Source organism: Kineococcus anabasis (assembly GCF_054590795.1).
In genome coordinates this window covers 1-25,226 of sequence record NZ_BAAIHU010000005.1, presented here as the reverse complement: position 1 = coordinate 25,226, position 25,226 = coordinate 1, and the positions used below count along the sequence as shown (strand labels likewise).

Here is a 25,226-nt window from a genome sequence, read left to right as displayed (position 1 = left end):
GTCTTGCTGCGCGCGGGGCCTTGCCGGGGCTCAGGGCCGGGCGGGGCTCATCTGCTGGGCCGGCACGTCCCCGCCGCGGGGGTTCTCCAGGAGGGCGGTGAGCTGGCGTGCGAGCTCGTGCACCTGGAGGCGGGCGGCGTGCTCGGACTCCAGCAGGGTGTTGATGGAGTCCTGCAGCTCGACCTCGCGCTGGCGGCCGGCTGCCTCGATGGCCAGGGCCGCCTCGCGGGCCTCCTCCTCGCGGGCCGCGGCGCGCTCACCGGCTTCGGCGACCATCTGCTCGGCGGTGCGCTGGGCGTCCTCGATGGCGGCGTTGGCGCTCTGCTCCGCGAGCTCCAGCAGGCGCAGCGCGCGGGGGGAGGCGGGCTCCTGGGCGGGGGCGGGTGCGCTGCCACCGGCCGCGAGACGGGCCTCGAGCTCGGCGCGGGCGTCCTCGCTGGCGCGCAGGCGCTGCACCAGGTCGAGGATGGTGGTGCGGACGCGGTCGACGAACCCGTCGACCTCGGCCTCGGAGTACCCCCCGCGCCGTGCCACGGGGAACTGTGCCGCGCGTTCGAAGTCCTCAACGCTCGTCAGGGACATCGCCCCTCCTCCGGTCGGTGCTGCCGTGGACCCGCTGGCCGGACCCTACTCATGAACGCGGTCGTTGTCCCGGACGGGGCGCCGCCACATGGTGTTGCGGCGCCCCTGCCCTGCGTGATGCCCCGGTTCTTCAGCGGAGCGCTACGGGATGCTTACTTGGAGTTGCCGAGGCGCCCGGCCCCGGCGCGCGCGGACACCGTGCCGAGCACGGACGTCGCCGGGTCGATGCGGCCCTCGACGTGCTGCGGCGTCCAGGTGGGCGCGTCGACGAGGTCGGGGTCGTTCGCCGCGTTGTACAGGCCCGCCAGGTCCACGCGCTCGGTGCCGCGGTCGCGCACGACGACGCTGCCGGTCTCGGAGAGCTGCGTGCCGCCGAAGCGCCGGAGCACCTGCGCCGGGTCGATGCCCTCAGCCAGCACGAAGGCGTTGTTCTCGGCGACGATCTGCGACTCCCTGCCGACGCCCAGGTTGTAGACGAAGAGCGAGGGGTCGTCGTTCACGTAGGCGTTGTTGTAGACGTGCACCTGCCCGAACCGCACCCGCGGGGTGCGCTGGCCCGTGCCCTCGAAGAGGTTGTGGTGCAGGGTGGTGCGCAGCTTGCCGCGGTCGGTCGTGCGGCTGTCGGAGTTGCCGATGATCAGCGTCTTGTCGTGCTCGCGGAACACGTTCCACGACGCGGTGACCAGGTCCGCCCCGTTGGTGACGTCCAGCAGGCCGTCCTGGGTCTCGAACTTCACGCCGAAGACCGTCGGCAGCGAGGCGGGCGGGTGCTCGCCGTCGTCGAAGGTGTTGTGGTCGACCCAGACGTGGGTGGAGCCGGTGATCCAGAGGTTGTCGTACTCGGCGTTCCACGCCCCGGTGCTGCCGTCCGTGGGGTCCCACGCGGGGAAGCAGTCGTAGGCGTCGGACAGCCGCAGGTTGCGCACGATGACGTTGTCCGCGCCGCTGACCACCAGGTTGGCGCCGGTGATCCGCGCGTCCTTCCCGACGCCCACCAGGGTCACGTTGGAGCCGATGTTCTGCCGGATCTGCGCCTGCTGCCGGGCCTGCGAGCGCGCCCGCGCCTCCTCCAGCGGCCCGCTGGGGTCCGCCTTGCCCCACGTCGCGGGGTCGTAGGCCGCCCGGTAGGCGGCGTGGGAGTAGGCGGGGTCGGCGTAGTCGTCGCAGTCCAGGGCGCGCCCGTCGGGGGCGGTGTGGGCGTCGATGTGCCCGGCGACGCGGACGATGCGGGGCGTGGTGCTGCCGGCGGCCGCGGCCCCGCCGAGCGCGGCGCGCAGCTCGGCCCAGGTGCGGACGGTGACGTCGTGGGTGGGGGCGGCGGCGGACCCGCCGGTCGTGCCCGTGCCGGCGGCGGCCCAGCCGTCGGAGGCGCCGAGGACCTGCCGCCCGAGGTCGCGGCCGCCGTGGTGCGCGGGGCCGGCCGGGGCGGAGGTGGCCTGGGCGGAGGTGGCCTGGGAGGTGGTGGCGTGGGCGGAGGTGGCGGCGAGCGGGGCCAGGAGGGCGAGGGCGCAGGTGGCCGCGAGGGTGCGGGCAGTGGTCACAGGACTCCCCTTCGAGTCGGGGCCGCCCGCCGGGGGCGAAGGGCGGCTGAGGGGAGGGTACGCCGGGGATACCGGTTTCCTGCAAGCGTTTGCCGCAAACGGTCACCGCCGGACCGCGCCCGTGGCGCGATCCGGCGGTGAGCGGTGGCGGAGAGGTCAGCGGGGGGTGCGCACCGCCTCGATGACCTCGGCGAGGACCCGCTCGGCGTCCTCGTGCGGCACCTGGCAGGTGCCGGCCGCCAGGTGCCCGCCGCCGCCGTAGCGCAGGCACACCGAGCCGATGTCGACGGGGGAGGTGCGGTCCAGGATCGACTTGCCGACCGCGAAGACGGTGTTCTGCTTGCCCCGGCCCCAGATGGCGTGGATGGACACCCGGGCCTGCGGGAACATGGCGTAGACCATGAAGCGGTTGCCGGCGTGGATGGTCTCCTCGTCCCGCAGGTCCACCAGGGCCACGTCGCCGTGCAGGCTCGTCACCCGCCGCAGCTGCTCCTCGAAGAGGGGGGCCTGCGCCCGGTAGAGCTCCACCCGCTCGGCCACGTCGGGCAGCGCGAGGATCTCGTCGACCTCGTTGTGCTCGATGCACGCGTCGATCAGCTGCATCATCAGCTGGTAGTTGGAGATCCGGAACTCGCGGAAGCGGCCGAGGCCGGTGCGGCTGTCCATCAGGTAGTTCATGAGGGTCCAGCCCTCGGGCTTGAGGATCTCCTGCTCGCTGTACTGCGCGGAGTCCGCCTGGTCCACCGCGCGCATCAGCTCGTCGGAGACCTGCGGGAACCGCTCGGCACCCCCGAAGTAGTCGTAGACCACGCGTGCCGCGGAGGGCGCGTCGGCGTCGATGACGTGGTTGGCGGCGTCGCCGCCGGTGCGCAGCGTCTCGGAGTGGTGGTGGTCGAAGACGAGGTGCGCCGCCGGGGCGTACGGCAGGTTGGTCAGGATGTCGCGCCCGCTGACGTCGACGGTGCCGTCCTGCACGTCCTTGGGGTGCACGAAGGTGATGTCGTCGATCATGTCGAGGTGGCGCAGGAGCACGGCGCACACCAGGCCGTCGAAGTCGCTGCGGGTCACCAGCCGGTACTTCACGAAGGTCTCCTCGGGCCGTCACGGGTCCCACGCCGTGGTCCTCCGCGGCGAGACCGTCACCACAGAGGGTAATGGTTTGAACACGCTAGCGCGATGGCGCGACGGCGGCGCCGGGAGCGCGCGGCTCGACGGGCCGAGCGGCGCGGCCGCCGTTAGCTTGGCGCCACCCCTCCCCGCCGCGTCCGAACCACCCCCTCCGAGCGGAGTGCCGCCGTGTCCCGATCCCCCTCCCGCGGACCCCGCCGCCGCGCCCTCCTCGGCGCCGCGGCCGCCGCGGCGGGGCTCGGCGCGTGCAGCGCCCCCTCCGCCGGCCGCTCCTCCGCCGCCGGCGGGGGCGCGGCCGGCGGAGGAGCGGGCCCCCGGGGGCAGCTCACCCTCCTCACCTGGGCGGACGACGCCGAGGAACGGGCCTTCCAGGTCCTCGCCGACGGCTTCGAGGCCGCCGGCGGCCCGCCCGTCCGCCTGCGGGTCGTGCCCCGCTCCGAGGTGCTCACCGCCGTCGACAGCGGCCTGCGCGGCGCCGACCCGCCCGACCTGTTCCGCGTCAGCTACCTCGACATCGGCGTGTACCGGCAGCAGGACGTCCTCGCGGAGCTGCCCGACGCCGGGTCCCTCGAGCCGGCCTTCCTGCCCGCGTTCTGGGGCGCGGTCACCGACGAGGACGGGACCTTCGGCATCCCGCACCACGCCGACACCTCGGTGCTGCTCGTCAACACCGACGCCGCCCGCTCCGCCGGCATCGGCCGGCTGCCCGCCACCCTCGACGACGCCTGGACCTGGGAGCAGTTCGTCGACGTCGCCACCCGCATCGGCAGCCCCCGCGCAGGCACCTGGCCCGTCGCGGTGAACTGGCAGGGCGGCGGGGCCTACCGGTGGCTCGACTTCGTCGACCAGGCCGGGGGCAGGCTCCTCACCGACGACCTCACCGGCGTCACCGAGGACGACCCCGGCATGCTGGAGGCGCTCACCTTCACCCGCGACCTGTTCCACCGGAACCTCGTGCCGCCCACCGGCACCACGCGCGGGCAGGCGGCCGGGGACCTCTTCGCCGGCCAGGCCGTCGCGGTGTGCTTCGCCGGGAACCCCCTCCTGCCCGCCTTCGAGGCCGCCGGCTTCCCCTACACCGCGACCTTCCTGCCCCGCGGCGAGCGATCCTCCGCCGACCTCGGCGGCAACGCCCTCGTCGCCGTGGAGGCGGGCGAGCGCAAGGACGCCGCCCTGGACTTCCTCGCCTACTGCGCGGGGGCCGAGCAGATGGCGCGGTTCTGCGCCGCCACGACCGCGCTGCCCACCCGCTCCGACGTGGACCCGGTCGCCCCCGAGCCCGCGGTCCGGCCCGACCTGGTGCGGCTCTACGCCGAGCAGGCCCGCGCCGTCCGGTCCGAGCTCGTCGAGCAGGTCGCCCTGCCGCGGTTCGGCGCGGTCAACGCCGAGCTGCGCGACCGCCTCGACGAGGCGTTCCGCGGCACCGAGGACGACACCACCGCACTGCGCCGCATCACCGACGGCATCGCCTCGGTCCTCACCTCGTAACCCCGCCGCGGCACCCCGGCCGCGGCGCCCGACCCCGGCCGCCGTGCGCGCACGCCCCCGGACCCGGGCCGTCAGCCGGGGGAGGGCGTCAGAAGACGGTCGGGTCCGTGCCCGCCCGCACGCCGGGGGAGCGGCTGAACCCCGCCGCGGCGGCCTCGGCGGCCTGCTGCTGCTCGGCCTGCTGGGCGGCGGCCTGCTGCTGCATCTGCGCGTAGTGCGCTCGCACCTGCTCCATGTCCAGGCCGCGGATCTGCGTGATGAGGTCCTCCAGCGCCGGCCCCGGCAGCGCGCCCGGCTGGCCGAACACGGGGATGCCGTCGCGGTAGGCGATGAGGGTGGGGATGGAGGTGATGCCGTAGCGCCCGGCCAGCTCCTGCTGGTCCTCGGTGTCCACCTTCACGTGCTTGATGTCCTGGTGCGTCTCGGAGGACTGCTCGAAGACGGGGGCGAACTGGCGGCACGGGCCGCACCACGCCGCCCAGAAGTCGATGAGCACGATGCCGTCGCGCACCGTCTCGTCGTGCGTCTCCAGGGTCAGGGCGGAAGTCGTCATGAGGGGCACAACCGCCTCCGGTGCGCAGACGTTCCCGGGGGTGCGCAGACGTTCCCGGGTGCCTCAGCGGGGGCGGATCCCCGTCAGGGCGAGGAGGCGCTCCTGGGCGGTGGCACCCTCCGGCGCCGGCACCTCCGCGCCGAGGACGCCCCACTCGCGCCACTGCTCCGCGTTGAGCAGGAAGTACGCCGTCAGCCCGTCCACGAGCTCCGCCGGCAGCTGCGCGTCCTCGCCGAGGAACCGGGCGACCTCCACCGCCCGCAGGCCCCGGAAGGCGACGACCTGCCACAGGTAGTCCCCGGTGGAGAAGTCCCCGAAGGAGCAGTGGACCGTGCGCCCGAGATCCGCCACCTCCCCGATCGCGGCCTCGCCCGCGGCGGCCAGCGCGGCGGAGCGCCCCGCCGGGTCGTCCCCGAGCAGGTCGCCGGTGAAGGCGTCCTCGCCGACCTCGGCCATCGTGCGGCCCGCGAGCATCGCGGGGATCCACGCGTCGTCGTAGGCGTGCTGCCCGAGCACCTGGCGCAGGGTCAGGTCGGCCGACGGGTCGCTCGCGCTGACGTGCCCGGCGGTGCTGCGCCCCCACGCGTCGGCCGGCACCCGGCCCACCAGGGCGGCGAAGTGCCGCACGGCGAGCGCGGCGAGCGGGCGGGGGTCGGGTAGCGCCGGGGCGGCGGGGGCGGGGCTGCCCGGGGTGGTGGTCTGGGTCATGGCTTCCTCCGGAGGACGTGGACGCGGCCCGCAGCGGGTCGCGCTCCGCACGCTAGGGGAGCAACCCGTCAGGATCTGTCGCCTTTCGTACCCACTTCCGCCCACTCCCGGCGCTGTCCTCAGGGGCCGTCCCCGGGGCTGTTCCCGGGGGCTGTTCCGGGGGCTGTTCCGGGGGCACCGCCGTACAGCTCCGCCAGCAGGCGCACCTCCCGCGCCAGCGCAGCCCGCAGCCCCGCCGGCTCCAGCACCTCCACCGCCGCGCCCAGACCCAGCAGCGCCATCACCGCCCAGCGCTCGGAGTCGAAACCCACCTCCACCTCCACCCGCCCCCGCGCGTCCCGCGGCAGGTCCCGCGGCAGCACCGGCACCTCTCCCTGCGCCGCCGCCCCCGCCACCCGGCGCAGGGACGGCAGGGCCTCCTCCGCCGCCCGCACCCGCACCCGCACCGCCACCGGGCGGCGCTCGAACCCCGCCCGGTGCTCCCGCCACGCCGCCTGCAGGTCGAACCCCGCCGGCCGGCGCACCGGATCGGGCAGCACCTCCACGTGCTCCAGGCGCGAGACCCGGTACGTGCGCTGCTCCCCCTCCCGCAGCGCCACGAGGTACCAGTCGCCCTTCAGCACCACCCCCAGCGGGTCCAGCACCCGCTCGACCACCTCCCCGCGGCGGCGGTGCCGCACCCGCACCCGCCGGTCCTCCCACAGCGCACCGGCCAGCGCGCCCAGCACCGGCGCCGGCTCCGCGCCGCCGAACCAGCGGTCCGTGTCCAGCAGGAACCTGCCCGCGACGTGCTCGGCGCGCTCGCGGCCCTCGGACGTCAGCCCCGCCAGCACCTTCAGCCGCGCCCCGCCCAGCACGTCCGCCAGGCCCAGGTCCCCCGCCGGGCCGGCCAGCCCGAGGAACGCGACCGCCTCCGCCTCGCGCGGCGACAGCCCCGTCAGCCCCGAGCGGTACCCGGGCGCCAGGCGGTACCCGCCGGCCACGCCCCGGGTGGACACCACGGGCACGCCGGCGGCCTGCAGCGCCTCCACGTCCCGCTGCACCGTGCGCTCGGAGACCTCCAGCCGCTCCGCCAGCTCGCGCGCCGTCATCTGCTGCCGCGTCTGCAGCAGCATCGTCATGGTCAGCAGCCGGCCGGCGCGCACGGCACCACGGTCCCACCCGCCCCGCGCCGAGCGGCGCCGCGCCCGCGCCCCGCGCCGCCCCGCGCCGCCTTGCGCCGCCTTGCGCCGCCTTGCGCCGCCTTGCGCCGCGCGGCGCCGCGCCCCGCCCCGCCCCGCGCCCAAACCCGGAGATGGGCGGGGTGGGGGGTGGGGTGGTGCGCCGGAACCCGGAGATGGGCGGGGTGGGGGGTGGGGTGGTGCGCCGGAACCCGGAGATGGGCGGGGTGCGGGGTGGGGTGGTGCGCCGAAACCCGGAGATGGGCGGGGTGGGGGTGGGGGGTGGCGCTCCCGTGCGTCAGCCCGGCCGCAGCCGGTAGCCCATCCCGCGGACCGTCTCCAGCCGCTCCACGCCCAGCTTGCGGCGCAGGTAGCGCACGTAGACGTCCACCACGTTCGAGCCCGGGTCGAAGTCGTACCCCCACACCGCGCTCAGCAGCTGCTCGCGGGAGAGGACCTGCCCGGGGTGCCGCAGGAACGTCTCCGCGAGGGAGAACTCCCGGCTGGACAGCTCCACCGCCCGGCCCGCGACGCTCGCGCTGCGCGTGCGCAGGTCCAGCGCCAGGTCCCCGGCGCGCAGCACCGTCGCCTCCGGGGCGCGGCTCGCGCGCAGCCGCAGCCGGACCCGCGCCAGCAGCTCCTCGAACCGGAACGGCTTGGTCATGTAGTCGTCGGCCCCGCCCTCCAGCGCCGCGACCGTGTCCGTCACCGTGCCGCTGGCCGTGAGCACCACCACGGGCACGTCGTTGCGGGACTGCCGCAGCCTGCGCAGCACGGTGAACCCGTCCAGCTCCGGCAGGTCGAGGTCGAGGACGACCAGGTCGAACGGCTCCACCGCCAGCAGGTCCAGCGCCCGCCGGCCGCTGCCCGCGACGGTCGTGGCGAACCCGTTCGCGCGCAGGCCCTTCTGCAGGAAGGAGGCGATGCGGTCCTCGTCCTCCGCGATCAGCACGTGGGTCACGGCTGCTCCCCGGCGACGGGCCACAGCGGCAGCACCAGGGTGAAGGTGGCGCCGGCCCCCGGGCGGCTGTCCAGCCGCACCGTGCCGCCGTGCGCCTCGGCGATGGACGACACGATCGCCAGGCCCAGCCCCGAGCCCTCCACCCCGCGCCCGGCCGTGGCCCGCCCGAACCGCTCGAAGATGCGCCGGTGGTCCTCCGGCGCCACCCCCGGGCCGCTGTCGCGCACCCACAGGTGCAGCTCGTGCCCCCGCACCGCGCTGCCGAGCGCCACCACGTCCCCCGGGGAGGTGAACTTCACCGCGTTGGACACCAGCTGCAGCAGCGCCTGCGCCAGCCGCTGCGGGTCCGCCTCCACCCGCACGTCCGCGCGGGCCTCCACCAGCCAGCGCCGTTCCCCCAGCGCCACCGCCTTCCCGGCCGTCTCCTCGACGAGGTGTGCGACGTCCACCGTGCGCGGGGTCAGGAAGTCGGGGCGGCGGGCGCTGGCGAGCACGGACAGGTCGTCCACGAGGCGCCCGACCCGCTCCACCTCGTCGAGCACCAGGTCGCGGGTCTCCCGCACGTCGTCCGGGCTGGCGGGGTCCACCACCTCCAGGTGCCCGCTGATGATCGTCAGCGGGGTCCGGAGCTCGTGCCCGGCGTCCTGGAGGAACTGCCGCTGCGTGGCGAACGCCTCCTCCAGGCGGTCCAGCATCCCGTTGAAGCTGCGCGCGAGGTCCGCGACGTCGTCGTCGCCGTCCACGGGGCTGCGGCGGGTCAGCGCCTCCGCCCCGACGCCGAGCGCGGTGGCCCGCAACCTCTCCAGCGGGCGCAGCAGCCGCCCGATCACGACCCAGCCCACGGCCGTCATGAACAGCAGCGCGCCGAGGGCCACGACCGCGGAGGTGCGGGAGCCCTCCCGCACACCCCGCAGGTGCGCGTCCACGCTGTGCGCCACGACGTACACGCCGAGCTGGTCGGAGCCGGGCAGCGCGACCGGGACGGCGGCCACCCGCAGGTCCCCTCCGGCGCCGGGCACGGTGCGCACCACGGCCGGGGAGCCGGCGCGCAGCGAGCGCGCCAGCTCCAGGACGGCCGGTGAACCGGTGAGCGTGAACGGCTGCGCGGCGGGCTGGTAGGCCGCCCGCCCGTCGAGGAGGGCGAGACAGCTCTCGCCCTCCTCGGCGACGTGCCCCGCGACGGCGCTGCGCAGCAGCCGGTCCACCGAGGCGAAGCGCGCGCCGGTGGCCGGGTCCACCCCGTCGCCGGCCAGCACCCGCAGCGCGTCCACCTCCTGCCGCAGCGAGGCGTCCATCCGGCGCTGGGCGGCGTCGACCTGTACGAGGTGTGACACGGTCCCCTCCAGCGCCGTGCCCGTCACCGCGGTCAGCACCACCGCCAGCAGCATCCGCACCCGCACCGTGCGCGCCCCCCGGCGCAGACGGGACGTGGCCTCCCGGACGCGGCGCCGCACCGGTTCCGCGGTGCGGCGCGCGGCCCGCCTGGACGCGGCCCCCAGCGCGGCGGGCGCGGAGGTGAGCCCGCGCCACGCCGCTGCGGGACCGCTCGCCGGGATCGCCGCGGACGCCCGCCGGCGCAGGGGGTGGACCGTCATCGCCCGCGCGGGCCCCCGGGCCGGCCCCCGTCGCCCTGGCCGCCACCGCCGTCGCCGTCGCCCTGGGCGCCGCGCCGGTCGTCCTGCCGGTCCTCGCGGTCCTGGCGCCGGTCCTCACGCCGGTCCTCGCGCGCCTCCCGACGCTCCTCCGGCGCGGCCACCCGCGCCGGAGCCTCCCGGCGTGCCTCGGGACGGGCCTCGCGCGGGGCCTCGGGACGGGCCTCCTGGACCGGCTTCGGCTTCGGCTTCGGCTTCGGCTTCGGCTTCGGCCGGGCCTCCACCTGCCCCCGGGCCTCGTCCTCCCGGACCTCGCCTCCGTCATCGCCCTCGTCCCCGCGCTCGGCGGGGGGGCCGACGGGCACGGGGTGCGGAGGGCCGACCGGGACCCCGGCCGGGGCGCCGGGCGCCCAGGGCGGAGGGCCGGGCGCCCAGGGCGGAGGGCCGGGCACCCGGTCGGGCCGGCCCACGGCCCTGCCCTGCGGCGCCCCGTTCTCGTCGTCGTCAACGGTCGGCGTGGGAGCGGGCTGCCCACCCGGCTCCCCGGTGGAGGTCGGGGAAGGGGCGGAGGTGGGTTCCGCGGACGCGCCGGGCAGCGCCTGCGGCGGGTCCGCGGGCACCGTCTCCACGTCCCCGGGCGACGCCGTGGTGGTCGGGGTGGGGGAGTCCGTGGGAGCAGGGGCGGAGGGGTCCGAGGACCCGGCCACCATCACGACCGGACCGCCGAGGTCGACATCGGGCGGGCTGCCGTACGTCGCGCCGACACCGGCGGCGGTCACGACCGCCGCGGCGGCCCCCACCAGGCTGAGCTTCGTCGAGTTCTTCATGTCCTCTAGCTCCCCGTCGAGCCCGCGACTTCCGTGAGACACCGATGAGAAGGCTCTCATCCGGCGGTTCTCCATACCCACCGTCACAGCGCCCGAACGGGTGGTGACGAAAGAGGTCCGGACGAGGGGAGCGGCCCGATCTGTGCTCGAATCCGTGGGTGGACGCACCGGCAGGCCGCAGGACCGGACGGCGCCGCCGCGGGCTGGTGTCCGCCGTGGCCGTCCTCGTGGTGCTCGCCGTCGCCGCCGTGCTCGCCGACGGGGCGGCCCGGTCCTGGGCCGAGCGCACCGTCGCCGCCCAGGTCCGCCGGGAGGCGGCGCTGCCCGCCACCCCGGACGTCGCCTTCCCCGCGGGCTCCTTCCTCCGGCAGCTCCTGGCCGGCTCCTTCGCGCACGTCGACGTCACCGCCGCCGAGGCCACCCAGCAGGGCCTGACGGCGCAGGACGTGCAGGTCCGGCTGCGCGACGTGCGCGTGCCCCGCGACGTGCTCCTCGGCCGCGGCGGCAGGGTCAGCGCCGGCGGCGGCACCGTCCGCGCGCTGCTGCCCTACGCCGCCCTGGAGCAGCGCACCCGGGCGGAGGGGCTCGACGTCCGGCTGGGCGCGGCCGGGCAGGACCTGCGCGCCACCACCGAGCTGCGGGCGCTGGGCCGGACCCTGCCGCTGTCGCTCGTCCTCGACCCCGCCCTCGACGGGGACGTGCTCGTCCTCACCCCGGTGTCGGCCTCGGCCGCGGGGCAGGAGGTCGGCCTCGCCGAGCTGCGCCGTCTCGCCCGGGCGGCCGGGGCCGGCGCCGCGGTGGAGCGGGTGGTCGTGCCCCTGCCCGGACTGCCCGCGCAGGTGCGGCCGCGGGAGGTGCGGGTCGCGGCCGGCGGGCTGCTCGTCACCGCGTCCGTGGACCCCGCCACCCTCGTCCTGCCCCCGCGCTGACCTCTCGCTGACACCGCTCGCTGACCCTGCGTCCACGTCCTGTCCCGCTTCCGTGGCCGGGGCCGTCCGGACGGTCCAGCGGCGCCGTCGTGCGTTTCCGCCCCCGCCACGGGTCACCTACCCTCGGGCGCCATGAGGCTGGGCGACGCGTCGGGGTTCCCGCGACCGCAGGGCGGGCGGGGACGCGGGCGCGGTGCCCTCCGGCTCGGGGTCGCGGTGGCGCTCGTGGCGGTGGTGGCCGTCGTCGTGGCCGCGCAGCGCCGCGGCCCCCGCGCCCTGCCTCCCGTGCCCCCGGTGCTGCCCGTGCCCCCGGCCAGCGGGCCCGCGCGGACCCTGCCGCTGCCCCGCCGGGACGTCGTCGCGCCGCTCCCCGCACCCTCGGCGCAGGACGTGCCCGCACCGGAGGACGTGCCCGCGCTGCCGCCGCCGTTCCAGCCGCCCGCGGCGGGGCCGGACGGCAGGCCGTCGATCACCGCGCCCGTCACGCCCGCCAGCCGCGAGATCCTGGCGCAGGTCCTCGCCGGGCTGCACTCGCACCTCTGAGGTCCGCCCGCGCGGGCGGGCACCGGCCCGGAGGGCCCTCAGGCCAGCTCGGCGGTCGAGGGGCGCCGCGGGGTGCGGGTCGGGACGAGCGCGATGACCAGCCCGGTCACCGCCGTCACCCCGTGCAGGACGTTGTCGGCCTGGTTGAGGTTCAGCACGTCCATCGCCGGGTCGTCCGCCGAGGCGATGCCCTGGAACAGCACCGCGCCGTACCCCACGAGCAGGAACACCCCGTACGCCCGCGCCAGCCCGGGCTTCGTCCACGCCAGGATCCCCAGCGCGCCGCCCAGCACGTGCACGAGGTTGTGCAGCGGGTTGATCGTGAAGCCGAGCAGCTTGCCGTGGTCGTGCCCGGTCCAGTCCGAGAACCCGGTGATGAAGAAGCCGACGACCCCGGCGAGCAGGAACGCCGCCCCCACGACCAGGGACATCCACTGCCCCGCCGTCCTCGCGGGCAGGTCCGTCGTGGCCCGCCCGGACATGTTCAGACTCATCGACGACCTCCGCTCGTGCACCCCGGTCGTTCCGGTGGCCCCCCGGGGAGTTGCCCTGTGCGGGCGCGCCGAAACCCCGCCGTGCCGCGCGCCGGAACGACCCCCCGCCGGGCCGCGGGCCGCCTGCTACGGTGCGCCGCTGGCACGGGGTGCCCACCGGACGGGGACCACACCCACCGGAGCTGACGCAGGCAGTGCTGACGAAGGGATGTCGCCGCATGGCTGCCGACGAGGCGCGGGCCGGGACCCCGGGCGCGGTCACCGCCGACGCCGTCGCGCGGGCCCGGGAGGCGGTGGCGCAGCAGCAGCCCCTCGTGCAGTGCCTCACGAACAGCGTCGTGACCACCCTGACCGCCAACGCGCTGCTCGCCGTGGGCGCCTCGCCCGCGATGGTCGACAACCCCCACGAGGCCGGGGCGTTCGCGGCGCTCGCCTCGGCGGTCCTCGTCAACGTCGGCACCCCCACGGACGACGGCGCCCGCGCGATGGTCCTGGCCGCGGGGTCCGCCGACCGGCACGGCACCCCGTGGGTGCTGGACCCGGTGGCGGTGGGGGGCCTGGAGTTCCGCACCCGGCTGGCGCGGGACCTGCTGGTGCACCGCCCCGCCGTCGTGCGCGGCAACGCCTCGGAGGTGCTCGGCCTGGCCGGCGCCGGGGCGGGCGGGCGCGGCGTGGACTCCACCGCCACCGGCGAGGACGCCCTCGGCGCGGCCCGGGAGCTGGCCCGGCGCACCGGCGGCGTCGTCGCCGTCTCCGGGGAGGTGGACGTCCTCGTCGACGCCACCCGCACCGTGCGCGTCAGCGGCGGGCACCCGCTGCTGACCCGCACCACCGGGGCCGGCTGCGCCCTGGGCGCCGTGACCGCCGCCTACACCGCCGTGACGGCCGACCCGCTCCTGGCGGCCGTCGCCGCCCACGTGCACGTCGGGCTCGCCGGGGAGGTCGCCGCGCAGGTCTGCGGCGGGCCGGGCAGCTTCGCCGTGGCGTGGCTGGACGCCCTCGACGCGGTGGACGGTGACGCGGTGCGTGCCGGGGCGAGGCTGTCGTGAGCCGCCCGCGCGGCGCGGACCTGTCCCTGTACGTGGTCACCGACACCCACCTGTGCGGTGGGCGGGGTGTGCCGGACGTGGTGGCCGCCGCGGTCGCCGGTGGGGCCACGGCCGTGCAGGTGCGCGACAAGGACGCCTCCCGCCGGGAGCTGCTGGCGCTGGTGCGCGCGGTGCAGGCCGCCCTCGCCGGCACCGGCGTCCCGGTCGTCGTGAACGACGCCGTGGACGTCGCCCTCCTCGCCGGGGCCGACGGGGTGCACGTCGGTCAGGACGACCTGCCCGCGCAGGAGGTCCGCGCCCTGCTCGGCCCGGGCGTGCTCCTCGGGCTGTCCGTCTCCACCGTCGCGCAGGCGCTCGCCGCGGAGCGCCTGCCCGCCGGGACCGTCGACCACCTCGGGGTGGGCCCGGTGTGGCGCACGGACACCAAGCCCGGCGCGGCGGAGCCCCTCGGCCTCGACGGACTGCGGGAGGTCGTCGCCGCGACCACCCTGCCGTGCGTCGCCATCGGCGGGATCGACGCCCGCAACGCCGCCGCGGTGCGGGCCACCGGCGTCGCGGGGCTCTGCGTGGTGTCCGCGGTCTGCGCCGCCCCCGACCCCGCGGCCGCCGCCCGCTCGCTGCTGCCCGGAGGTCCCTCGTGAGCACGCCCGTCGCCCTCACCGTCGCCGGCAGCGACCCCAGCGGCGGCGCGGGCGTGCAGGCCGACCTCAAGACGTTCAGCGCCCTCGGGGCCTACGGCACGGCCGTGCTGACCGCCCTCACCGCGCAGAGCACGCGCGGGGTGGCGGCCGTGCACCTGGTGCCGCCGGAGTTCCTGCGGCAGCAGCTCGACACCCTCCTCGACGACGTGACCGTGCACGCCACCAAGATCGGCATGCTGGGGACGGCGCCGCTGGCGCGCACCGTGGCGCAGGTGCTCGCGGGGCGCGGCGCCGGGCCCGTGGTGCTCGACCCGGTGATGGTCGCCACGAGCGGCGACCGCCTCCTCGACGACGGCGCCGTCGGGGTCATCACCCGGGAGCTGCTGCCCCTGGCGGACCTCCTCACCCCGAACGTGCCCGAGGCGGCGGTGCTGCTGGGCCGGGAGCCGGCGCGGGACCTCGACGGGGCGGTGGCGCAGGCGGAGGAGCTGGTGGGCCGGGGCGCGCGGGCGGTGCTGCTCAAGGGCGGGCACGGCGCCGGCCCCCGCAGCGTGGACGTGCTGGCCGGGCCGGGCGGCACGCGCCTGGTGGAGCGGGAGCGGGTGGACACCCCGCACACCCACGGCACGGGCTGCACGCTGTCCTCCGCGGTGGCGGCGCTGGCGGCGGTGCGGGGCGCGCCGGTGGACGGGGACTGGTTCGGGCTCGTCGACGAGGCGCGCGGCTACCTGCACTCCGCGCTGCTGGCGGGGCGGCACCTGGGGGTCGGTCACGGGCACGGCCCGGTGCACCACTTCCACGGGTGGTGGCCTGCGGGCGGTCCGGCGCAGCCCGCGGGTGCGGGCGGCGTGCGCGTGGTGGAGGGTTCTCAGGGGATGGCACGGGAGGAACGGGCATGACGCGCTTCACGAACGAGCTGTGGGCGGCCACCACGGACCTGCGCAAGGCCATCGACGGCCTGGAGTTCCTCGCCCAGCTCGGGGAGGGCACCCTCCCCCCGCAGGCGTTCCGCCAGTACCTGGAGCAGGACGCGCTGTACCTCTCGGGGTACGGCAGGGCGCTGGCGCTGCTCGCCGTGCGCGCCCCCGGCCCCGAGGCGGTGGCGTTCTGGGCGGGCTCCGCGCGCACCACCACGGTGGTGGAGAGCGCCCTGCACGCCGACCTGCTCTCCGGCGGAGGGCTGCCCCCGGCGAGGTCCGCCGAGCCCGAGCACTCCCCGGCGTGCCTGGCGTACGTCTCGTACCTCGTCGCGACGGCCGCCACGGAGCCGTACCCGGTGGCCGCGGCGGCGGTGCTGCCCTGCTACTGGGTGTACGCCGAGGTCGGCAGCCGCCTGGCCCGCACCGCGCGCGGGGTCCTCGACGCGGACCGCGAGCACCCGTACGCCCGCTGGGTCGCCACGTACGACGCGGAGGAGTTCCAGCAGTCCGTGCACACCGCGCGGGAGCTCGTGGACGCCGCGGCGTGGGACGCCTCGCCCGCCGAGCGCCGCGCCATGCACCGGGCGTTCGCGATCGCCACCCGGTACGAGCTGCTGTTCTGGCAGTCGGCGTTCGACCTGGAGGCGTGGGCGCACCCCCTGGACGACCTGGACCTGAGCCGCCCCGTCTGAGGGAGGCCCGGCCGGATCCGCACCGGCGCGGGGCTGTCCTGCGCGGGTGGGGCGGGCCACTATGGACGGGCGTAGCCGTGCCGGGCCGACGGGGGAGCCGCACATGGAGACACAGGTGGTGGGAGCGGTCTCCGTGCAGCGGGGCACGGCCGCCGACCCCGTGGAGGGGCACCTGGCGTGGGCGGTCGCGCTCGACGTCGACGTCGTGGTGGCACACGGCCCGCTCGACTGGCTGCACGGCGGCGAACGCCTGGAGGTGCTGGCCGCCGCCGGCGACGAGCCCGGCCCGGGAGGTGCGGCGGGGCCACCCGTGCAGCGGCTCACCGTCCGGGGCGCGCACGAGCTGGGCCTGGCGGACGACCCGGGCGGGGCGGTGGCCGTCCTGCGCCTGACCGGGCCGCTGTACCGGGGCGGCGCGGGCAGGTGTTTCGAGCCCGCGGTCCTCGACGAGGCCCTCGCCGCGGGAACCGACGTGTGGGCGGCCCTGGAGGACGCCGGGGTCGTCCCCGCGGGCCTGCGCGGGCAGCCGCACGCCGAACTGCTCGCCCGGGTGGGCGAACTGGAGTCGGTGCAGCGCCTCGCGATGGTCCGCACCACCTTGCTGCCCACCTTCCCGCCGGGGTGGATCAACCCGTTCTGCCTGCTGAGCCCCAAGTGCGGTTGCGGCTGAGCAGCCCCACCCCGCGCCGGTCGCACGGCGCGCGGGGGTCCCCGGCGTGGCGGGACCTCGTCCTCGTCGCGGTGCTGCTCGCCCTGGACCTGATCCTCTTCCACGAGCCGCACGCCGAGGGCGTCGTGGTGCGGGGGAGGCTGCTGCCCCTGCTGGTCGCCGCGCTGGCGCTGACGTGCACCGTGCCGCTGCTGGCCGGCCGCCGGCACCCGCTGCCGGTGTTCGTCCTGGTCTGGGCGGCGTCGTCGGCCGCGCTGGCCCTCACGACGGGCTACCGGCCCACGATGGGCCTGTGGGGCGCCCTGTACCTCCTCGCCGCGCGCAGCGGGTGGAGGGTCCTGGCCGCCGCCTGCGCCGCGATGGTGCTGCCCGGTTCCCTGCTGGTGTGGCGGGAGGTGGGTGCGGCAGTGCCGCACGAGCGCGCCGACACGCTCGTCGTGACCGCCGTCCTCCTGCTCGTGGTCACGGCAGGGATCGTGGCCACCGGCCGCTACCGCGGGTCCAGCACCCGGGCGCTGCGCGACCTCGAACGACGCCGGCAGGAGGAGGCGGCGCGGGCGGTGGCCGCCGAGCGGGCGCGGATCGCGCGGGAGCTGCACGACATCGTCGCCCACGCCGTGAGCCTCATGGCCCTCCAGGCGACGGGCGCGTCACGGGTGGTCCGCAGCGACCCGGAGCGGGCGGAGCGGGCGCTCGCACAGGTCGGGGAGCTGGGACGGCAGGCGGTCAGCGAGCTGCACCGGATGCTGGGGCTGCTGCACGGCACCGGTGCCGAGCCGGCCCCGGTGCAGGAGCCGGGACCCGGACTGGACGGCCTCGGGGCGCTGTTCGCCCGGGTCCGCCAGAGCGGCGTCGAACTGGAGGTGTCGGTGCACGGCACCCCGCGGAGTCTGGACCCCAGCGGGGAGCTGGCGGCCTACCGGGTCCTGCAGGAATCGCTCACCAACGCGCTCCGCTACGGCGATCCGCGTGAGCCGGTGCACGTGCAGCTCACCTGGCAGGAGCACGACCTCCTGGTGGGGGTGCGGAACCGGGTCGCCCCCGCCGGTCGGGTGGCCACGGGGTCGACGGGGCACGGGCTGCTCGGGCTGGCGGAGCGGGTCCGCGCGGTGGGCGGCCGGTTCCAGGCCGGCGCGGAGGACGGGGGTGCCTTCGCGGTGACCTCGACGCTGCCGCTGTCCGAGGCTCCCGGGCCACCCGCCACCGTGCCCGCCCGCCCACAGGCCGACCGTGCCCGCCGCTGACGGGCCGGCCCCGGCCGGCGGCGCACCGGGGCGGCGGATCCGGGTGGTGGTGGCCGACGACGAGCCGCTCGTCCGCGAGGGCCTGTCGATGATCCTGGAGAGCGAGGCGGACCTCGACGTCCTCGGCGGCGCCGGCGACGGCGCCGGCCTGCTGGAGCTGGTGCGCCGGCTGCGGCCCGACGTGGCGGTGGTCGACCTGCGGATGCCTGTGCTCGACGGGGTCGCGGTCACCAGGGTCCTCGCCGCCGACGACTCCGGCGGGCAGGGACCCGAGGCCGTGCGGGTGCTGGTGCTCAGCAGCTTCAACGACGACGAGGCGGTGGTGGCCGCGCTGCGCGCCGGGGCATCGGGCTACCTGCTCAAGAGCGCCCCCACGGAGCACGTCGTGACCGCCGTGCGGACGGTCGCCGGGGGCGGTACGTGGCTGGACCCGGCCGTCGCTGGCCACGTGCTGCGCGAACTGCGCAGCCAACCGCGCCAGCCGCCGCCCGGCGAGCACACCCCGCTGCCGGAGCTCACGCCGCGGGAGCGGGAGGTCCTGGTCCTGCTGGCCCAGGGGTGCGGCACGGCGGACATCACCACGAGGCTGACGGTCTCCGAGGCCACCGCGAAGACCCACATCGCCCGGGTGCTCCTGAAGCTGGGCGCGCGCGACAGGGCCCAGGCCGTCGCCATCGCCTTCCACAGCGGTCTGGTGCGTCCCGGCGAGCGTCCCGCGCCGGCACGGCGGCCGTGAGCCGGGCAGCCGCGGTCCCGCTGACGGCACGGCGCCGGAGGAGTTCCACCGGCGCCGTGCCGTGGTTCAGCGCAGATGGTTCTCGACCGTGATGGTGGAGACGGTGGCGGCGAGGTCGGGGCTGACCGGCACGTTGAAGAAGCCCGTCACCGTGCTCCCGCACGAGGGGTCGGTGAGGGCGCAGGCGGTGAGGCCGCTGGTGTGGGACCAGACCGCCTGCCCGTTCGCCCACAGGGTGATCGTGTAGTCGTTGCGTGCCCCGTGGAACCAGAACGGCGTGCCCACCGTGGAGAACCCCGTCACCTGGTTCTGCCCGCGGTCGTACGTGACGAACGTCGCGGAGTGCTTGCCGTTCTGCAGCCTGTCGTGGTCCTGCTGCTGCAGCACCGCGTCCGTCACCGCGGCCGACGCGGCCGGTGCGGTGGCGAGCAGGCCGGCGGTCGCGAGCGCCGCCGGCAGCAGCGCGAGCGCCCTGCGGGCGGACGGGCGACGGGCCGCGGAACGGTTCCCGGATCCCTTGTCGGACATCGTGTGACCTCCTGGTCTGGCAGCCGGTGGACCGGCTGGCGTGGTACGACGAGCGTGCTCCGACGCGGCGCGCAGCGCGTCCTCCGGAAACGGACAACCTGGCGTCATCACCCCGCGGTACGCGCGCCCTGCGCCTCGTCCGCGGGGATGACGGGCGCCGCGGGTCGCCGCGTCCCCCGTGGTGCGACCGCGGTCGCGGACGTCCCCACCCCGGACCCCGGCGCGCCGGGGTCTCGACCTCGCGCCGGGCCCGGCGTAGCGTCCGGCCATGAGGACGCAGGAGTCCACGACGCCGCAGGTCGAGGTGTTCTGGCGGCCCGGGTGCCCCTTCTGCACGCGGCTGCGCGTGGACCTGGGGCTGCGCCGGGTGCGGGCCACCTGGCGCAACATCTGGGAGGACGAGGAGGCGCGCGAGTTCGTGCGCTCCGTCAACGGCGGCGACGAGACGGTGCCCACCGTGCGGGTGGGGTCGGCGACGCTGACGAACCCCGGTGGCCGCGAGGTCGTGGCGCTGCTGCGCGGGCGGTAGGGGCGGGCCCGGGTCGCGAGCGCGGGCGACCGCTGGGCGGGGACGTCGTGCCGGGCGACACCGGCGTGTCGCGCGCACGACGTCCCCGCCCGGGCTGTGCGCGGGTGAGGCGGGGGCGTTGCGCGGGGCGACACCGGCGTGTCGGGCGCGGAACGTCCCCCTCCCGCGGGGTGGCGCGCGGCGCGGGGACGTCGTGCCGGGCGGCACCGGCGTGTCGGGCGCGCGACGTCCCCGCCGGCTGCTGCGCCGGGCGGGTGAAAACCCTTGGACCGCAACCCTCCCGCTCGCGCACGGTGGCGCCGTGGCGATCGAGGGGACCCTGCAGCGGGTCGAGGCGGAACTGGCGGCGGGCGACGTGGAGAAGGCGCAGCAGCGGCTGCGCGGTCTCGTGTCGACGTACCCCGCGCGCCTCGACCTGCGCGCACGCCTCGCGGACACCCACCGCAGACTGGGCGACCGGGTGCAGGCCGGCCGCTGGGACTACCTGTCCGACGGGCGCGACCCCGCGGAGGTCGCGGCGTTCGAGGACGCCACCCCGTCGGCGGTGGACCGGATGCGTGCGCTGGCGTGGCGGGAGGCGCCCCGGGCGGCGGCGACGGGCACGGCCCGGGCGCGGCTGGAGGAGCTGCTGGAGCGGGCCCGGCAGGAGACGGGCAGGGCGGGGCTGACCTGCGCAGCGCTCGCGCAGGGCCGCTGGTCCCCGCCCGCGGGACCGGACCGGGGCGAGCGCCTCGTGGTGGCGGGACTGCTCGCGCTGCTCGCCCTGTTCCTGGTGGGCGTGGTCGACGGCGTGCGCGTGGTGCTGCGGTTCCTCGCCTCGCTGTCCGGCTGAGCCCGGCGGGGACGTCGTGCCGCGCGACACCGGCGCGTCGGGGGCGGAACGTCCCCCTCCCGCGGGGAGGCGCCCGGTGCGGGGACGTTCCGCCGGGCGACACCGGCGTGTCGCGCGCGGAACGTCCCCGCGCCGCTCGCGGGGAGCCCGCCGCGGCGCGGGCCGGGGTTCACGAGCGCGAGAACTCCGAGGCCCGCCGGACCTGCTCGGGGGTGGGGCGCACCCCGGTGTAGCGGGCGAACTGCTCCGCGGCCTGCAGCGCCTGCACCTCCACGCCGGTGACGGTGCGCAGGCCGCGCTCGCGGGCGCGGCGCAGCAGCGGGGTCTCGGCGGGCACGGCCACGACCTCGAACACCGTCTCGGCGGCGTCGACGACCGCGGCCGGTACGGGCAGGTCCTCCGCGCCCGCGCCGCCCGCCATCCCGACGGGGGTGGCGTTCACCAGGAGGCGGGGCCGCAGGTCGCCCACCGACGGCGCCCACGCGTACCCGTACTGCTCCGCCAGCGCCCGGCCGGTGGCCTCGTTGCGGGCGACGACGGTGCCCTCCCCGAACCCCGCACCGCGCAGGGCGGCGACGACGGCCTTGGCCATGCCGCCGCTGCCGCACACCGCGAACGCGCCGTCCACGGGCACCTCGTGGGTGCGCAGCAGCTCCGCGACCGCGGTGTAGTCGGTGTTGGAGGCGGTGAGGTGGCCGTCGTCGTTGACGATCGTGTTGACGGAGCGGATGACCTCCGCGGAGGGTTCCACGGTGTCCACCAGGGCCAGGCAGTCCTCCTTGAACGGCATGGACACGCTGCACCCGCGGATCTCCAGCGCCCGGACCCCGGCGATCGCGGCGGGCAGGTCGGTCGTGGTGAACGCCTTGTAGAGCAGGTCCAGGCCCAGTTCGGCGTAGAGGAAGTTGTGGAACCGGGTGCCGAGGTTGCTGGGGCGCGCCGCCAGGGAGATGCACAGCCGCGTGTCCTTCGAGGGCAGCGCGACGCGGGCGTCGGCGGGGGAGGTTCCGGGCGGGATCGTCACCCGCCCGAGCCTGCCCTACGAGTGCGCCCCCCGGCGCGCCGGGTCGTACGCCGAGAGGAACCCGCACATCCCGAGCGTCGCGTCCTGCCGGGGCAGCCGGCTGACCCGTCCCTCCGCCAGGTGCGAGCCGTCCCCGCCCTCCAGGGCGTCGATGCGCGCGGCCGTCGCGGCGGCCGAGGCGGCGGCCCCGGCCTCCCAGCGGCGCCGGAACTCCGGGGCGCGGTGCCGCACGAGCGCCGCCGCGGCGTCGAGGAACTCCCGCACGGCTGCCGGGTCCCCTGCCTCGGTGCGGCGCAGGATCTCCGCGTACCCGGCGACGGCCAGGTCGCGCCGCGCCCTGGCCCGCTCCGCCGAGGGGGTGCCGTCCGGGCCGGTGAGCGAGGCGGCGGCCGCGTAGGCCTGCGGGCTCGCCAGGTGCTGCGGCGGGAACGTCATGACGGCGTCCCCCGCCTCGGGCAGGCCGGAGTTCTCCATGACGACGACGACGCGCAGGCCACCGAGGTCCACGGCGCGGTGCACGGTGCCGGGGGTGAACCACACGACGTCGCCGGGGGCGAGCGGGGTGCGCTGCGCCCCGGTGGCGGTGAGGGTGTGCAGCTCACCGGAGCCGGCGACCACGACGTAGCACTCCGAGCAGCAGGTGTGCACGTGCGGGGAGCCGCCGTACAGCCCGTCGGCGGCCTGCCAGGGGTAGACGTCCAGCCCGCTGAGGCCGACCGCGCCGGGGAACTCGGGCAGCCCCGGAACCCCGGGGGAGGTCACAGCACGAACTCCGCGGCGAGGTCGCGGACCGCGTCCTCCTCCAGCAGCCCGTCGGCGACGACGAGGCGGTGCCGGAGCCGCAGGGTCTCCCCGGGGGCGAGGACGACCTCCTCGGAGAACGCGAAGGACGGCGCGACGGCGGGGAAGGGGTCGTTGCGCACGAACCACCGCAGCGGCACGTCCGCCGAGGAGGACCCGGCGCAGAACAGCAGCGTCGCGCCCCCGTCGACCTCGTCGTGCTGCCCCGCGTACGCCAGCCACGGGGAGGTGGTGCCCATGGCGCCGGCCCCGGCGCCGTCGGGGGTGGTGACCGTGCCGCCGGTGAAACCGCGCGGGCCGCGCCAGAACCAGCCGGTGTACCCGGCGTTCTCCCGGCCGTTCGTGGTGGGGCTGCCCAGGGCGAGCTCCTCGCCGCGGGTGTTGCGCACGTCGGTGGCCACGTCGAGGACCCACAGCCCGCGGGCGGTGTCCACGCCCCAGAACCGCAGGCCGCGGTCCTCCTCGGCCCACTCCCGCCCGTCCGCGGTGAGCCACGTCAGCCGCTCGGACACCTCCACGGCGTCGTCGCCGGCGTCCACCGCGCGGAAGGCGTCGTGGCGCATGCTGCCGACGTTGTCGAGCGGGACGTACCCCCGGCCGTGGACGTAGGTGTTGCCGCCCCACAGGTTCTGCCCGGAGACGTGGGTCGCGGTCATCTGCAGGCCCTTGTGCCAGCGGTGGTCGTGCGGGCGGTAGGCCGTGACGACCGCCCCGGAGAGGGTGCGCAGGGGGTGCAGGTACGGCTTGGGCGCCTCGAAGGCGGGCATGTCGCCGTCGTGGACGTAGGTGGCGAGCGGGACGTCCCCGGCGCGCACCACGAGGCGGCCGGCGGTGCCGTCGTCGAGCGCGAGGGCGGCGGTGGCGGTGGGGGCGCTCACGCCCGGCCCCCGTGCATCGCGGCGTGGAAGGGGTTGCCCGGCACCAGCTCGTCACGGCGCACGGGCCGGCGCTCGGCGGCGGACTGGTACAGGCCCGCGACGAGCTCCAGGCTGCGGCGGCCGTCGGGGCCGCTGCCCGGCGGGCGCTCGCCCTTGCGCAGGGCGGCGAGCACGTCGCGCAGCGCCGCGGTGTGGGAGCTGGGCTCGTCCACCGCCGGGCGCCAGGCGGCGGTGCGCTCCGCGTCGGTGACGTGCGCGGCGGGCGTCCAGGTCCAGTCGTCGTTGGAGTGGCCGTAGAGGTGGGAGACCTCGACGGTGGCGTCGGTGAGGTCGAAGCGCAGGTAGCTCTCCTGCCGCGGGGACAGGACGCTGTTGACGACGGTGGCGAGCGCCCCGGAGGAGAACCGCACGAGCGCGGTGGAGACGTCCTCGGTCTCCACGTCGTGCACCAGCGTGGCGGTGAGGGCGCTGACCTCCTCCCACTCGCCCATCAGCCACAGCAGCAGGTCCATCTGGTGGATGCCGTGGCCCATGGCCGGGCCGCCGCCCTCGGTGGCCCAGCGGCCCCGCCACGGCACCTCGTAGTAGGCGGTGTCGCGGTACCAGAGGGTGTGGCAGACGGCGACGAGCGGGCGGCCGAGCTCGCCCACGGAGATCTGCTCGCGCAGGGCGCGGGAGGCGGAGCCGGAGCGCTGCTGGAAGACGTAGGCGGCGTAGGGGCCGTCCTCGCCCTCGGCGGCGGCCATCTCGTCGTACTCGGCGAGGCTGAGGGCCGGGGGCTTCTCGCACCACACCCAGGCGCCGGCGCCCAGGGCCGCGGTGACGGCCTCGCGGTGCGCGCCGGGCGGTGTGCAGACGGAGACCAGGTGCGGGCGCTGCTCGCGCAGCACGGTGGCGAGGTCGGTGCCGTGGGCGGGGACGCCGGCGCGCTCGGCGAGGGAGCGGGCCCGCTCGGGGTCGACGTCGACGACGGCGACGACCTCCACCTCGTCGGCGAAGGCGCGGTACGCCGGCAGGTGGCCGCCCTCGGCGATGGCGCCCGCGCCGACGACGGCGACGCGGATCCTCTCGGTGGGCTCGACAGGGCTGGGCACGGTTCCTCCCGCGTCTTCGCGGCGCTGCGCCGGGATGGCCACGCCGTCGGTAAGCGCTTACCATCGTCGTCCCGCGCGGCGCCCGGCGTCAAGGACGGATCCCGGTGCCGCGGGTGGCGGCTCGCGGTCGCCGGGACCGGACGGCGCGCACGGCTCGGGACGGTCCCGGCTCCGTCCGTCGTCGCTGTGCGCGGTCACCGGATCCCGTGGCGTAGCAGGAGCGGTGTTCCGCGTCCGGAACCTCGTCCCCGGTGCCACTTCTTGGGGCTCTGTTCACCTAATGCTGGTAGTCATGTCCCATGCCAGCCTCCCACCGCGAACTCGAGCTGAAGTACGACCTGGACGACGCCACCGAGCTGCCGGACCTGACGCAGCTCCCTGAGCAGCAGGTCTTCGAGGGCGCGGCCGCGGAGCACCGCCTCGAGGCGACCTACTTCGACACCGCCGACCACGCCCTCGCCGCCGCCCGCATCACCCTGCGCCGCCGCAAGGGCGGCACCGACGCCGGCTGGCACCTGAAGCTGCCCGCCCCCGACGGGGCCCGCCAGGAGGTCCGCCTGCCGCTCGGGCGCGCCACGAAGCTCGTCCCGGCCCAGCTGCAGAACATGGTGTGGACCCGCACGGGCGGCGCGCCCCTCGTGCCCGTCGCGACGATCGCCACCCGCCGCAGCGAGCGCAAGCTCCTCGACGCCGACGCCCGGGTGCTCGCCCTCGTCGCCGACGACCACGTCCAGGCCCGCCGCCTCCTCCAGATCGAGGGCAGCGGGGACGCGGCCGGCGCCGCGCAGGAGTGGCGCGAGCTGGAGGTCGAGCTCGTCGACGGCGAGCCCGCGTTCCTCACCGCCGTGGACTCCGTGCTGCGCGCCGCCGGTGTCCAGCCCTCGGCCTCCGGCTCCAAGCTCGCCCGGGTCCTCGACACCGGCGCGCCCGCCGAGGCGCCGCGCACCAAGCCCCTGTCGCCGAAGTCCTCCGCCGGTGACGTGGTCCTCGCCCACCTCGCCGAGCAGGTCGAGCAGATCGTGGCGCAGGACCCGCAGGTCCGCCTCGACGCCCCCGACAGCGTCCACAAGATGCGGGTGGCC

Annotated in this window: 28 protein-coding genes; 13 read left to right on the top strand and 15 right to left on the bottom strand. The window is 76.8% G+C overall.

The features are described 5' to 3' along the window. Positions 1–30: 30 nt before the first annotated feature. The 3 genes from ACYQBY_RS08265 to ACYQBY_RS08255 all read right to left on the bottom strand — a co-directional run bounded on the left by ACYQBY_RS08265 (position 31) and on the right by ACYQBY_RS08255 (position 3,206). Positions 31–582 carry a DivIVA domain-containing protein gene (locus ACYQBY_RS08265; protein ID WP_459643381.1) on the bottom strand — a complete coding sequence of 184 codons (552 nt, stop codon included), beginning with the start codon at positions 580–582 and terminating at the stop codon, positions 31–33. Positions 583–734: 152 nt separating this feature from the next. After that, positions 735–2,123 carry a pectate lyase family protein gene (locus ACYQBY_RS08260; RefSeq protein WP_459643380.1) on the bottom strand — a complete coding sequence of 463 codons (1,389 nt, stop codon included), beginning with the start codon at positions 2,121–2,123 and terminating at the stop codon, positions 735–737. Between the two features lie 156 nt (positions 2,124–2,279). Then, entirely contained in the window at positions 2,280–3,206 is a 927-nt protein-coding gene (locus ACYQBY_RS08255) for a DHH family phosphoesterase (protein WP_459643379.1), read from the bottom strand. 213 nt (positions 3,207–3,419) lie between these two features. Here ACYQBY_RS08255 and ACYQBY_RS08250 point away from each other — a divergent pair, with 213 nt between their 5' ends. Continuing rightward, entirely contained in the window at positions 3,420–4,739 is a 1,320-nt protein-coding gene (locus ACYQBY_RS08250; protein ID WP_459643378.1) for an extracellular solute-binding protein, read from the top strand. An 88-nt stretch (positions 4,740–4,827) separates the two neighbouring features. Here ACYQBY_RS08250 and trxA read toward each other — a convergent pair whose 3' ends face one another. From trxA to ACYQBY_RS08220, 6 genes are all read right to left on the bottom strand, one after another. Next, positions 4,828–5,292, bottom strand: coding sequence for a thioredoxin (gene trxA / locus ACYQBY_RS08245; protein ID WP_459643377.1), 465 nt, complete (start codon positions 5,290–5,292; stop codon positions 4,828–4,830). Between the two features lie 63 nt (positions 5,293–5,355). Further along, on the bottom strand, positions 5,356–6,000 hold the full coding sequence (locus tag ACYQBY_RS08240; RefSeq protein ID WP_459643376.1) for a DinB family protein: 645 nt from the start codon (positions 5,998–6,000) through the stop codon (positions 5,356–5,358). Positions 6,001–6,119: 119 nt separating this feature from the next. After that, positions 6,120–7,145 (bottom strand): helix-turn-helix transcriptional regulator, encoded by a 1,026-nt coding sequence (locus ACYQBY_RS08235; protein WP_459643375.1) that lies wholly within the window; start codon positions 7,143–7,145, stop codon positions 6,120–6,122. A gap of 313 nt (positions 7,146–7,458) precedes the next feature. Beyond that, positions 7,459–8,121 (bottom strand): response regulator transcription factor, encoded by a 663-nt coding sequence (locus ACYQBY_RS08230; protein WP_459643374.1) that lies wholly within the window; start codon positions 8,119–8,121, stop codon positions 7,459–7,461. Further along, positions 8,118–9,716: a sensor histidine kinase gene (locus tag ACYQBY_RS08225; protein ID WP_459643373.1), complete on the bottom strand. Its 1,599-nt coding sequence runs from the start codon at positions 9,714–9,716 to the stop codon at positions 8,118–8,120. The genes ACYQBY_RS08230 and ACYQBY_RS08225 overlap by 4 nt, the downstream gene beginning before the upstream one ends. Further along, positions 9,713–10,540, bottom strand: a complete 828-nt coding sequence (locus tag ACYQBY_RS08220) for a hypothetical protein (protein WP_459643372.1) — start codon at positions 10,538–10,540, stop codon at positions 9,713–9,715. The genes ACYQBY_RS08225 and ACYQBY_RS08220 overlap by 4 nt, the downstream gene beginning before the upstream one ends. 158 nt (positions 10,541–10,698) lie before the next feature. On the opposite strand from ACYQBY_RS08220, the gene ACYQBY_RS08215 reads away from it, so the two are divergent. Continuing rightward, a complete protein-coding gene (locus tag ACYQBY_RS08215) occupies positions 10,699–11,469 on the top strand; it encodes an LmeA family phospholipid-binding protein (RefSeq protein ID WP_459643371.1) in 771 nt (256 codons plus the stop codon). Positions 11,470–11,601: 132 nt separating this feature from the next. Next, positions 11,602–12,012, top strand: a complete 411-nt coding sequence (locus tag ACYQBY_RS08210) for a hypothetical protein (protein WP_459643370.1) — start codon at positions 11,602–11,604, stop codon at positions 12,010–12,012. A gap of 38 nt (positions 12,013–12,050) precedes the next feature. Here the strand turns inward: ACYQBY_RS08210 and ACYQBY_RS08205 are convergent, their stop codons facing one another. Beyond that, positions 12,051–12,506: a DUF4383 domain-containing protein gene (locus ACYQBY_RS08205; RefSeq protein ID WP_459643369.1), complete on the bottom strand. Its 456-nt coding sequence runs from the start codon at positions 12,504–12,506 to the stop codon at positions 12,051–12,053. Between the two features lie 218 nt (positions 12,507–12,724). On the opposite strand from ACYQBY_RS08205, the gene thiM reads away from it, so the two are divergent. The 7 genes from thiM (at position 12,725) to ACYQBY_RS08170 (ending at position 18,458) form a co-directional block, all read left to right on the top strand. Continuing rightward, positions 12,725–13,555 (top strand): hydroxyethylthiazole kinase, encoded by an 831-nt coding sequence (gene thiM / locus ACYQBY_RS08200; RefSeq protein WP_459643368.1) that lies wholly within the window; start codon positions 12,725–12,727, stop codon positions 13,553–13,555. Beyond that, positions 13,552–14,196 (top strand): thiamine phosphate synthase, encoded by a 645-nt coding sequence (thiE, locus tag ACYQBY_RS08195; protein WP_459643367.1) that lies wholly within the window; start codon positions 13,552–13,554, stop codon positions 14,194–14,196. Before thiM ends, thiE begins: the two co-directional genes overlap by 4 nt. Beyond that, on the top strand, positions 14,193–15,095 hold the full coding sequence (thiD, locus tag ACYQBY_RS08190; RefSeq protein ID WP_459643366.1) for a bifunctional hydroxymethylpyrimidine kinase/phosphomethylpyrimidine kinase: 903 nt from the start codon (positions 14,193–14,195) through the stop codon (positions 15,093–15,095). Before thiE ends, thiD begins: the two co-directional genes overlap by 4 nt. Further along, a complete protein-coding gene (locus ACYQBY_RS08185; protein WP_459643365.1) occupies positions 15,092–15,808 on the top strand; it encodes a TenA family protein in 717 nt (238 codons plus the stop codon). Before thiD ends, ACYQBY_RS08185 begins: the two co-directional genes overlap by 4 nt. Before the next feature lie 103 nt (positions 15,809–15,911). Next, positions 15,912–16,478, top strand: coding sequence for a hypothetical protein (locus tag ACYQBY_RS08180; RefSeq protein WP_459643364.1), 567 nt, complete (start codon positions 15,912–15,914; stop codon positions 16,476–16,478). Then, entirely contained in the window at positions 16,463–17,722 is a 1,260-nt protein-coding gene (locus ACYQBY_RS08175; RefSeq protein WP_459643363.1) for a sensor histidine kinase, read from the top strand. The genes ACYQBY_RS08180 and ACYQBY_RS08175 overlap by 16 nt, the downstream gene beginning before the upstream one ends. After that, on the top strand, positions 17,709–18,458 hold the full coding sequence (locus ACYQBY_RS08170) for a response regulator transcription factor (RefSeq protein ID WP_459643362.1): 750 nt from the start codon (positions 17,709–17,711) through the stop codon (positions 18,456–18,458). Before ACYQBY_RS08175 ends, ACYQBY_RS08170 begins: the two co-directional genes overlap by 14 nt. 66 nt (positions 18,459–18,524) lie before the next feature. Here the strand turns inward: ACYQBY_RS08170 and ACYQBY_RS08165 are convergent, their stop codons facing one another. Beyond that, positions 18,525–18,986: a hypothetical protein gene (locus ACYQBY_RS08165; RefSeq protein WP_459643361.1), complete on the bottom strand. Its 462-nt coding sequence runs from the start codon at positions 18,984–18,986 to the stop codon at positions 18,525–18,527. A 268-nt stretch (positions 18,987–19,254) separates the two neighbouring features. Between ACYQBY_RS08165 and ACYQBY_RS08160 the strand changes: the two genes are divergently transcribed. Together ACYQBY_RS08160 and ACYQBY_RS08155 are read left to right on the top strand one after the other, a co-directional pair. After that, complete coding sequence (locus ACYQBY_RS08160; RefSeq protein WP_459643360.1) at positions 19,255–19,515, top strand: glutaredoxin domain-containing protein; 261 nt, start codon at positions 19,255–19,257, stop codon at positions 19,513–19,515. 301 nt (positions 19,516–19,816) lie between these two features. Further along, on the top strand, positions 19,817–20,347 hold the full coding sequence (locus ACYQBY_RS08155; RefSeq protein ID WP_459643359.1) for a DUF6584 family protein: 531 nt from the start codon (positions 19,817–19,819) through the stop codon (positions 20,345–20,347). Positions 20,348–20,516: 169 nt separating this feature from the next. Here ACYQBY_RS08155 and ACYQBY_RS08150 read toward each other — a convergent pair whose 3' ends face one another. The 4 genes from ACYQBY_RS08150 to ACYQBY_RS08135 are packed head-to-tail and all read right to left on the bottom strand — an operon-like array spanning position 20,517 to position 24,144. After that, positions 20,517–21,371 (bottom strand): shikimate 5-dehydrogenase, encoded by an 855-nt coding sequence (locus ACYQBY_RS08150; protein WP_459643358.1) that lies wholly within the window; start codon positions 21,369–21,371, stop codon positions 20,517–20,519. Positions 21,372–21,386: 15 nt separating this feature from the next. Further along, positions 21,387–22,133: a cupin domain-containing protein gene (locus ACYQBY_RS08145; protein WP_459643357.1), complete on the bottom strand. Its 747-nt coding sequence runs from the start codon at positions 22,131–22,133 to the stop codon at positions 21,387–21,389. After that, positions 22,130–23,050, bottom strand: coding sequence for a DUF6807 domain-containing protein (locus tag ACYQBY_RS08140; protein WP_459643356.1), 921 nt, complete (start codon positions 23,048–23,050; stop codon positions 22,130–22,132). The genes ACYQBY_RS08145 and ACYQBY_RS08140 overlap by 4 nt, the downstream gene beginning before the upstream one ends. Beyond that, positions 23,047–24,144, bottom strand: coding sequence for a Gfo/Idh/MocA family protein (locus ACYQBY_RS08135; protein ID WP_459643355.1), 1,098 nt, complete (start codon positions 24,142–24,144; stop codon positions 23,047–23,049). Before ACYQBY_RS08135 ends, ACYQBY_RS08140 begins: the two co-directional genes overlap by 4 nt. A gap of 299 nt (positions 24,145–24,443) precedes the next feature. Between ACYQBY_RS08135 and ACYQBY_RS08130 the strand changes: the two genes are divergently transcribed. After that, positions 24,444–25,226: CYTH domain-containing protein (locus tag ACYQBY_RS08130; RefSeq protein WP_459643354.1), on the top strand; the 783-nt coding region annotated here is incomplete at its 3' end.

Coding starts and splice junctions, on each gene's coding strand:
- ACYQBY_RS08210 (WP_459643370.1), top strand. CDS start 11,602: ATGAGGCTGGGCGACGCGTCGGGGTTCCCGCGACCGCAGGGCGGGCGG.
- ACYQBY_RS08220 (WP_459643372.1), bottom strand. CDS start 10,540: ATGAAGAACTCGACGAAGCTCAGCCTGGTGGGGGCCGCCGCGGCGGTC.
- ACYQBY_RS08225 (WP_459643373.1), bottom strand. CDS start 9,716: ATGACGGTCCACCCCCTGCGCCGGCGGGCGTCCGCGGCGATCCCGGCG.
- ACYQBY_RS08265 (WP_459643381.1), bottom strand. CDS start 582: ATGTCCCTGACGAGCGTTGAGGACTTCGAACGCGCGGCACAGTTCCCC.
- ACYQBY_RS08185 (WP_459643365.1), top strand. CDS start 15,092: ATGACGCGCTTCACGAACGAGCTGTGGGCGGCCACCACGGACCTGCGC.
- ACYQBY_RS08160 (WP_459643360.1), top strand. CDS start 19,255: ATGAGGACGCAGGAGTCCACGACGCCGCAGGTCGAGGTGTTCTGGCGG.
- ACYQBY_RS08240 (WP_459643376.1), bottom strand. CDS start 6,000: ATGACCCAGACCACCACCCCGGGCAGCCCCGCCCCCGCCGCCCCGGCG.
- trxA (WP_459643377.1), bottom strand. CDS start 5,292: ATGACGACTTCCGCCCTGACCCTGGAGACGCACGACGAGACGGTGCGC.
- thiM (WP_459643368.1), top strand. CDS start 12,725: ATGGCTGCCGACGAGGCGCGGGCCGGGACCCCGGGCGCGGTCACCGCC.
- ACYQBY_RS08165 (WP_459643361.1), bottom strand. CDS start 18,986: ATGTCCGACAAGGGATCCGGGAACCGTTCCGCGGCCCGTCGCCCGTCC.
- ACYQBY_RS08205 (WP_459643369.1), bottom strand. CDS start 12,506: ATGAGTCTGAACATGTCCGGGCGGGCCACGACGGACCTGCCCGCGAGG.
- ACYQBY_RS08180 (WP_459643364.1), top strand. CDS start 15,912: ATGGAGACACAGGTGGTGGGAGCGGTCTCCGTGCAGCGGGGCACGGCC.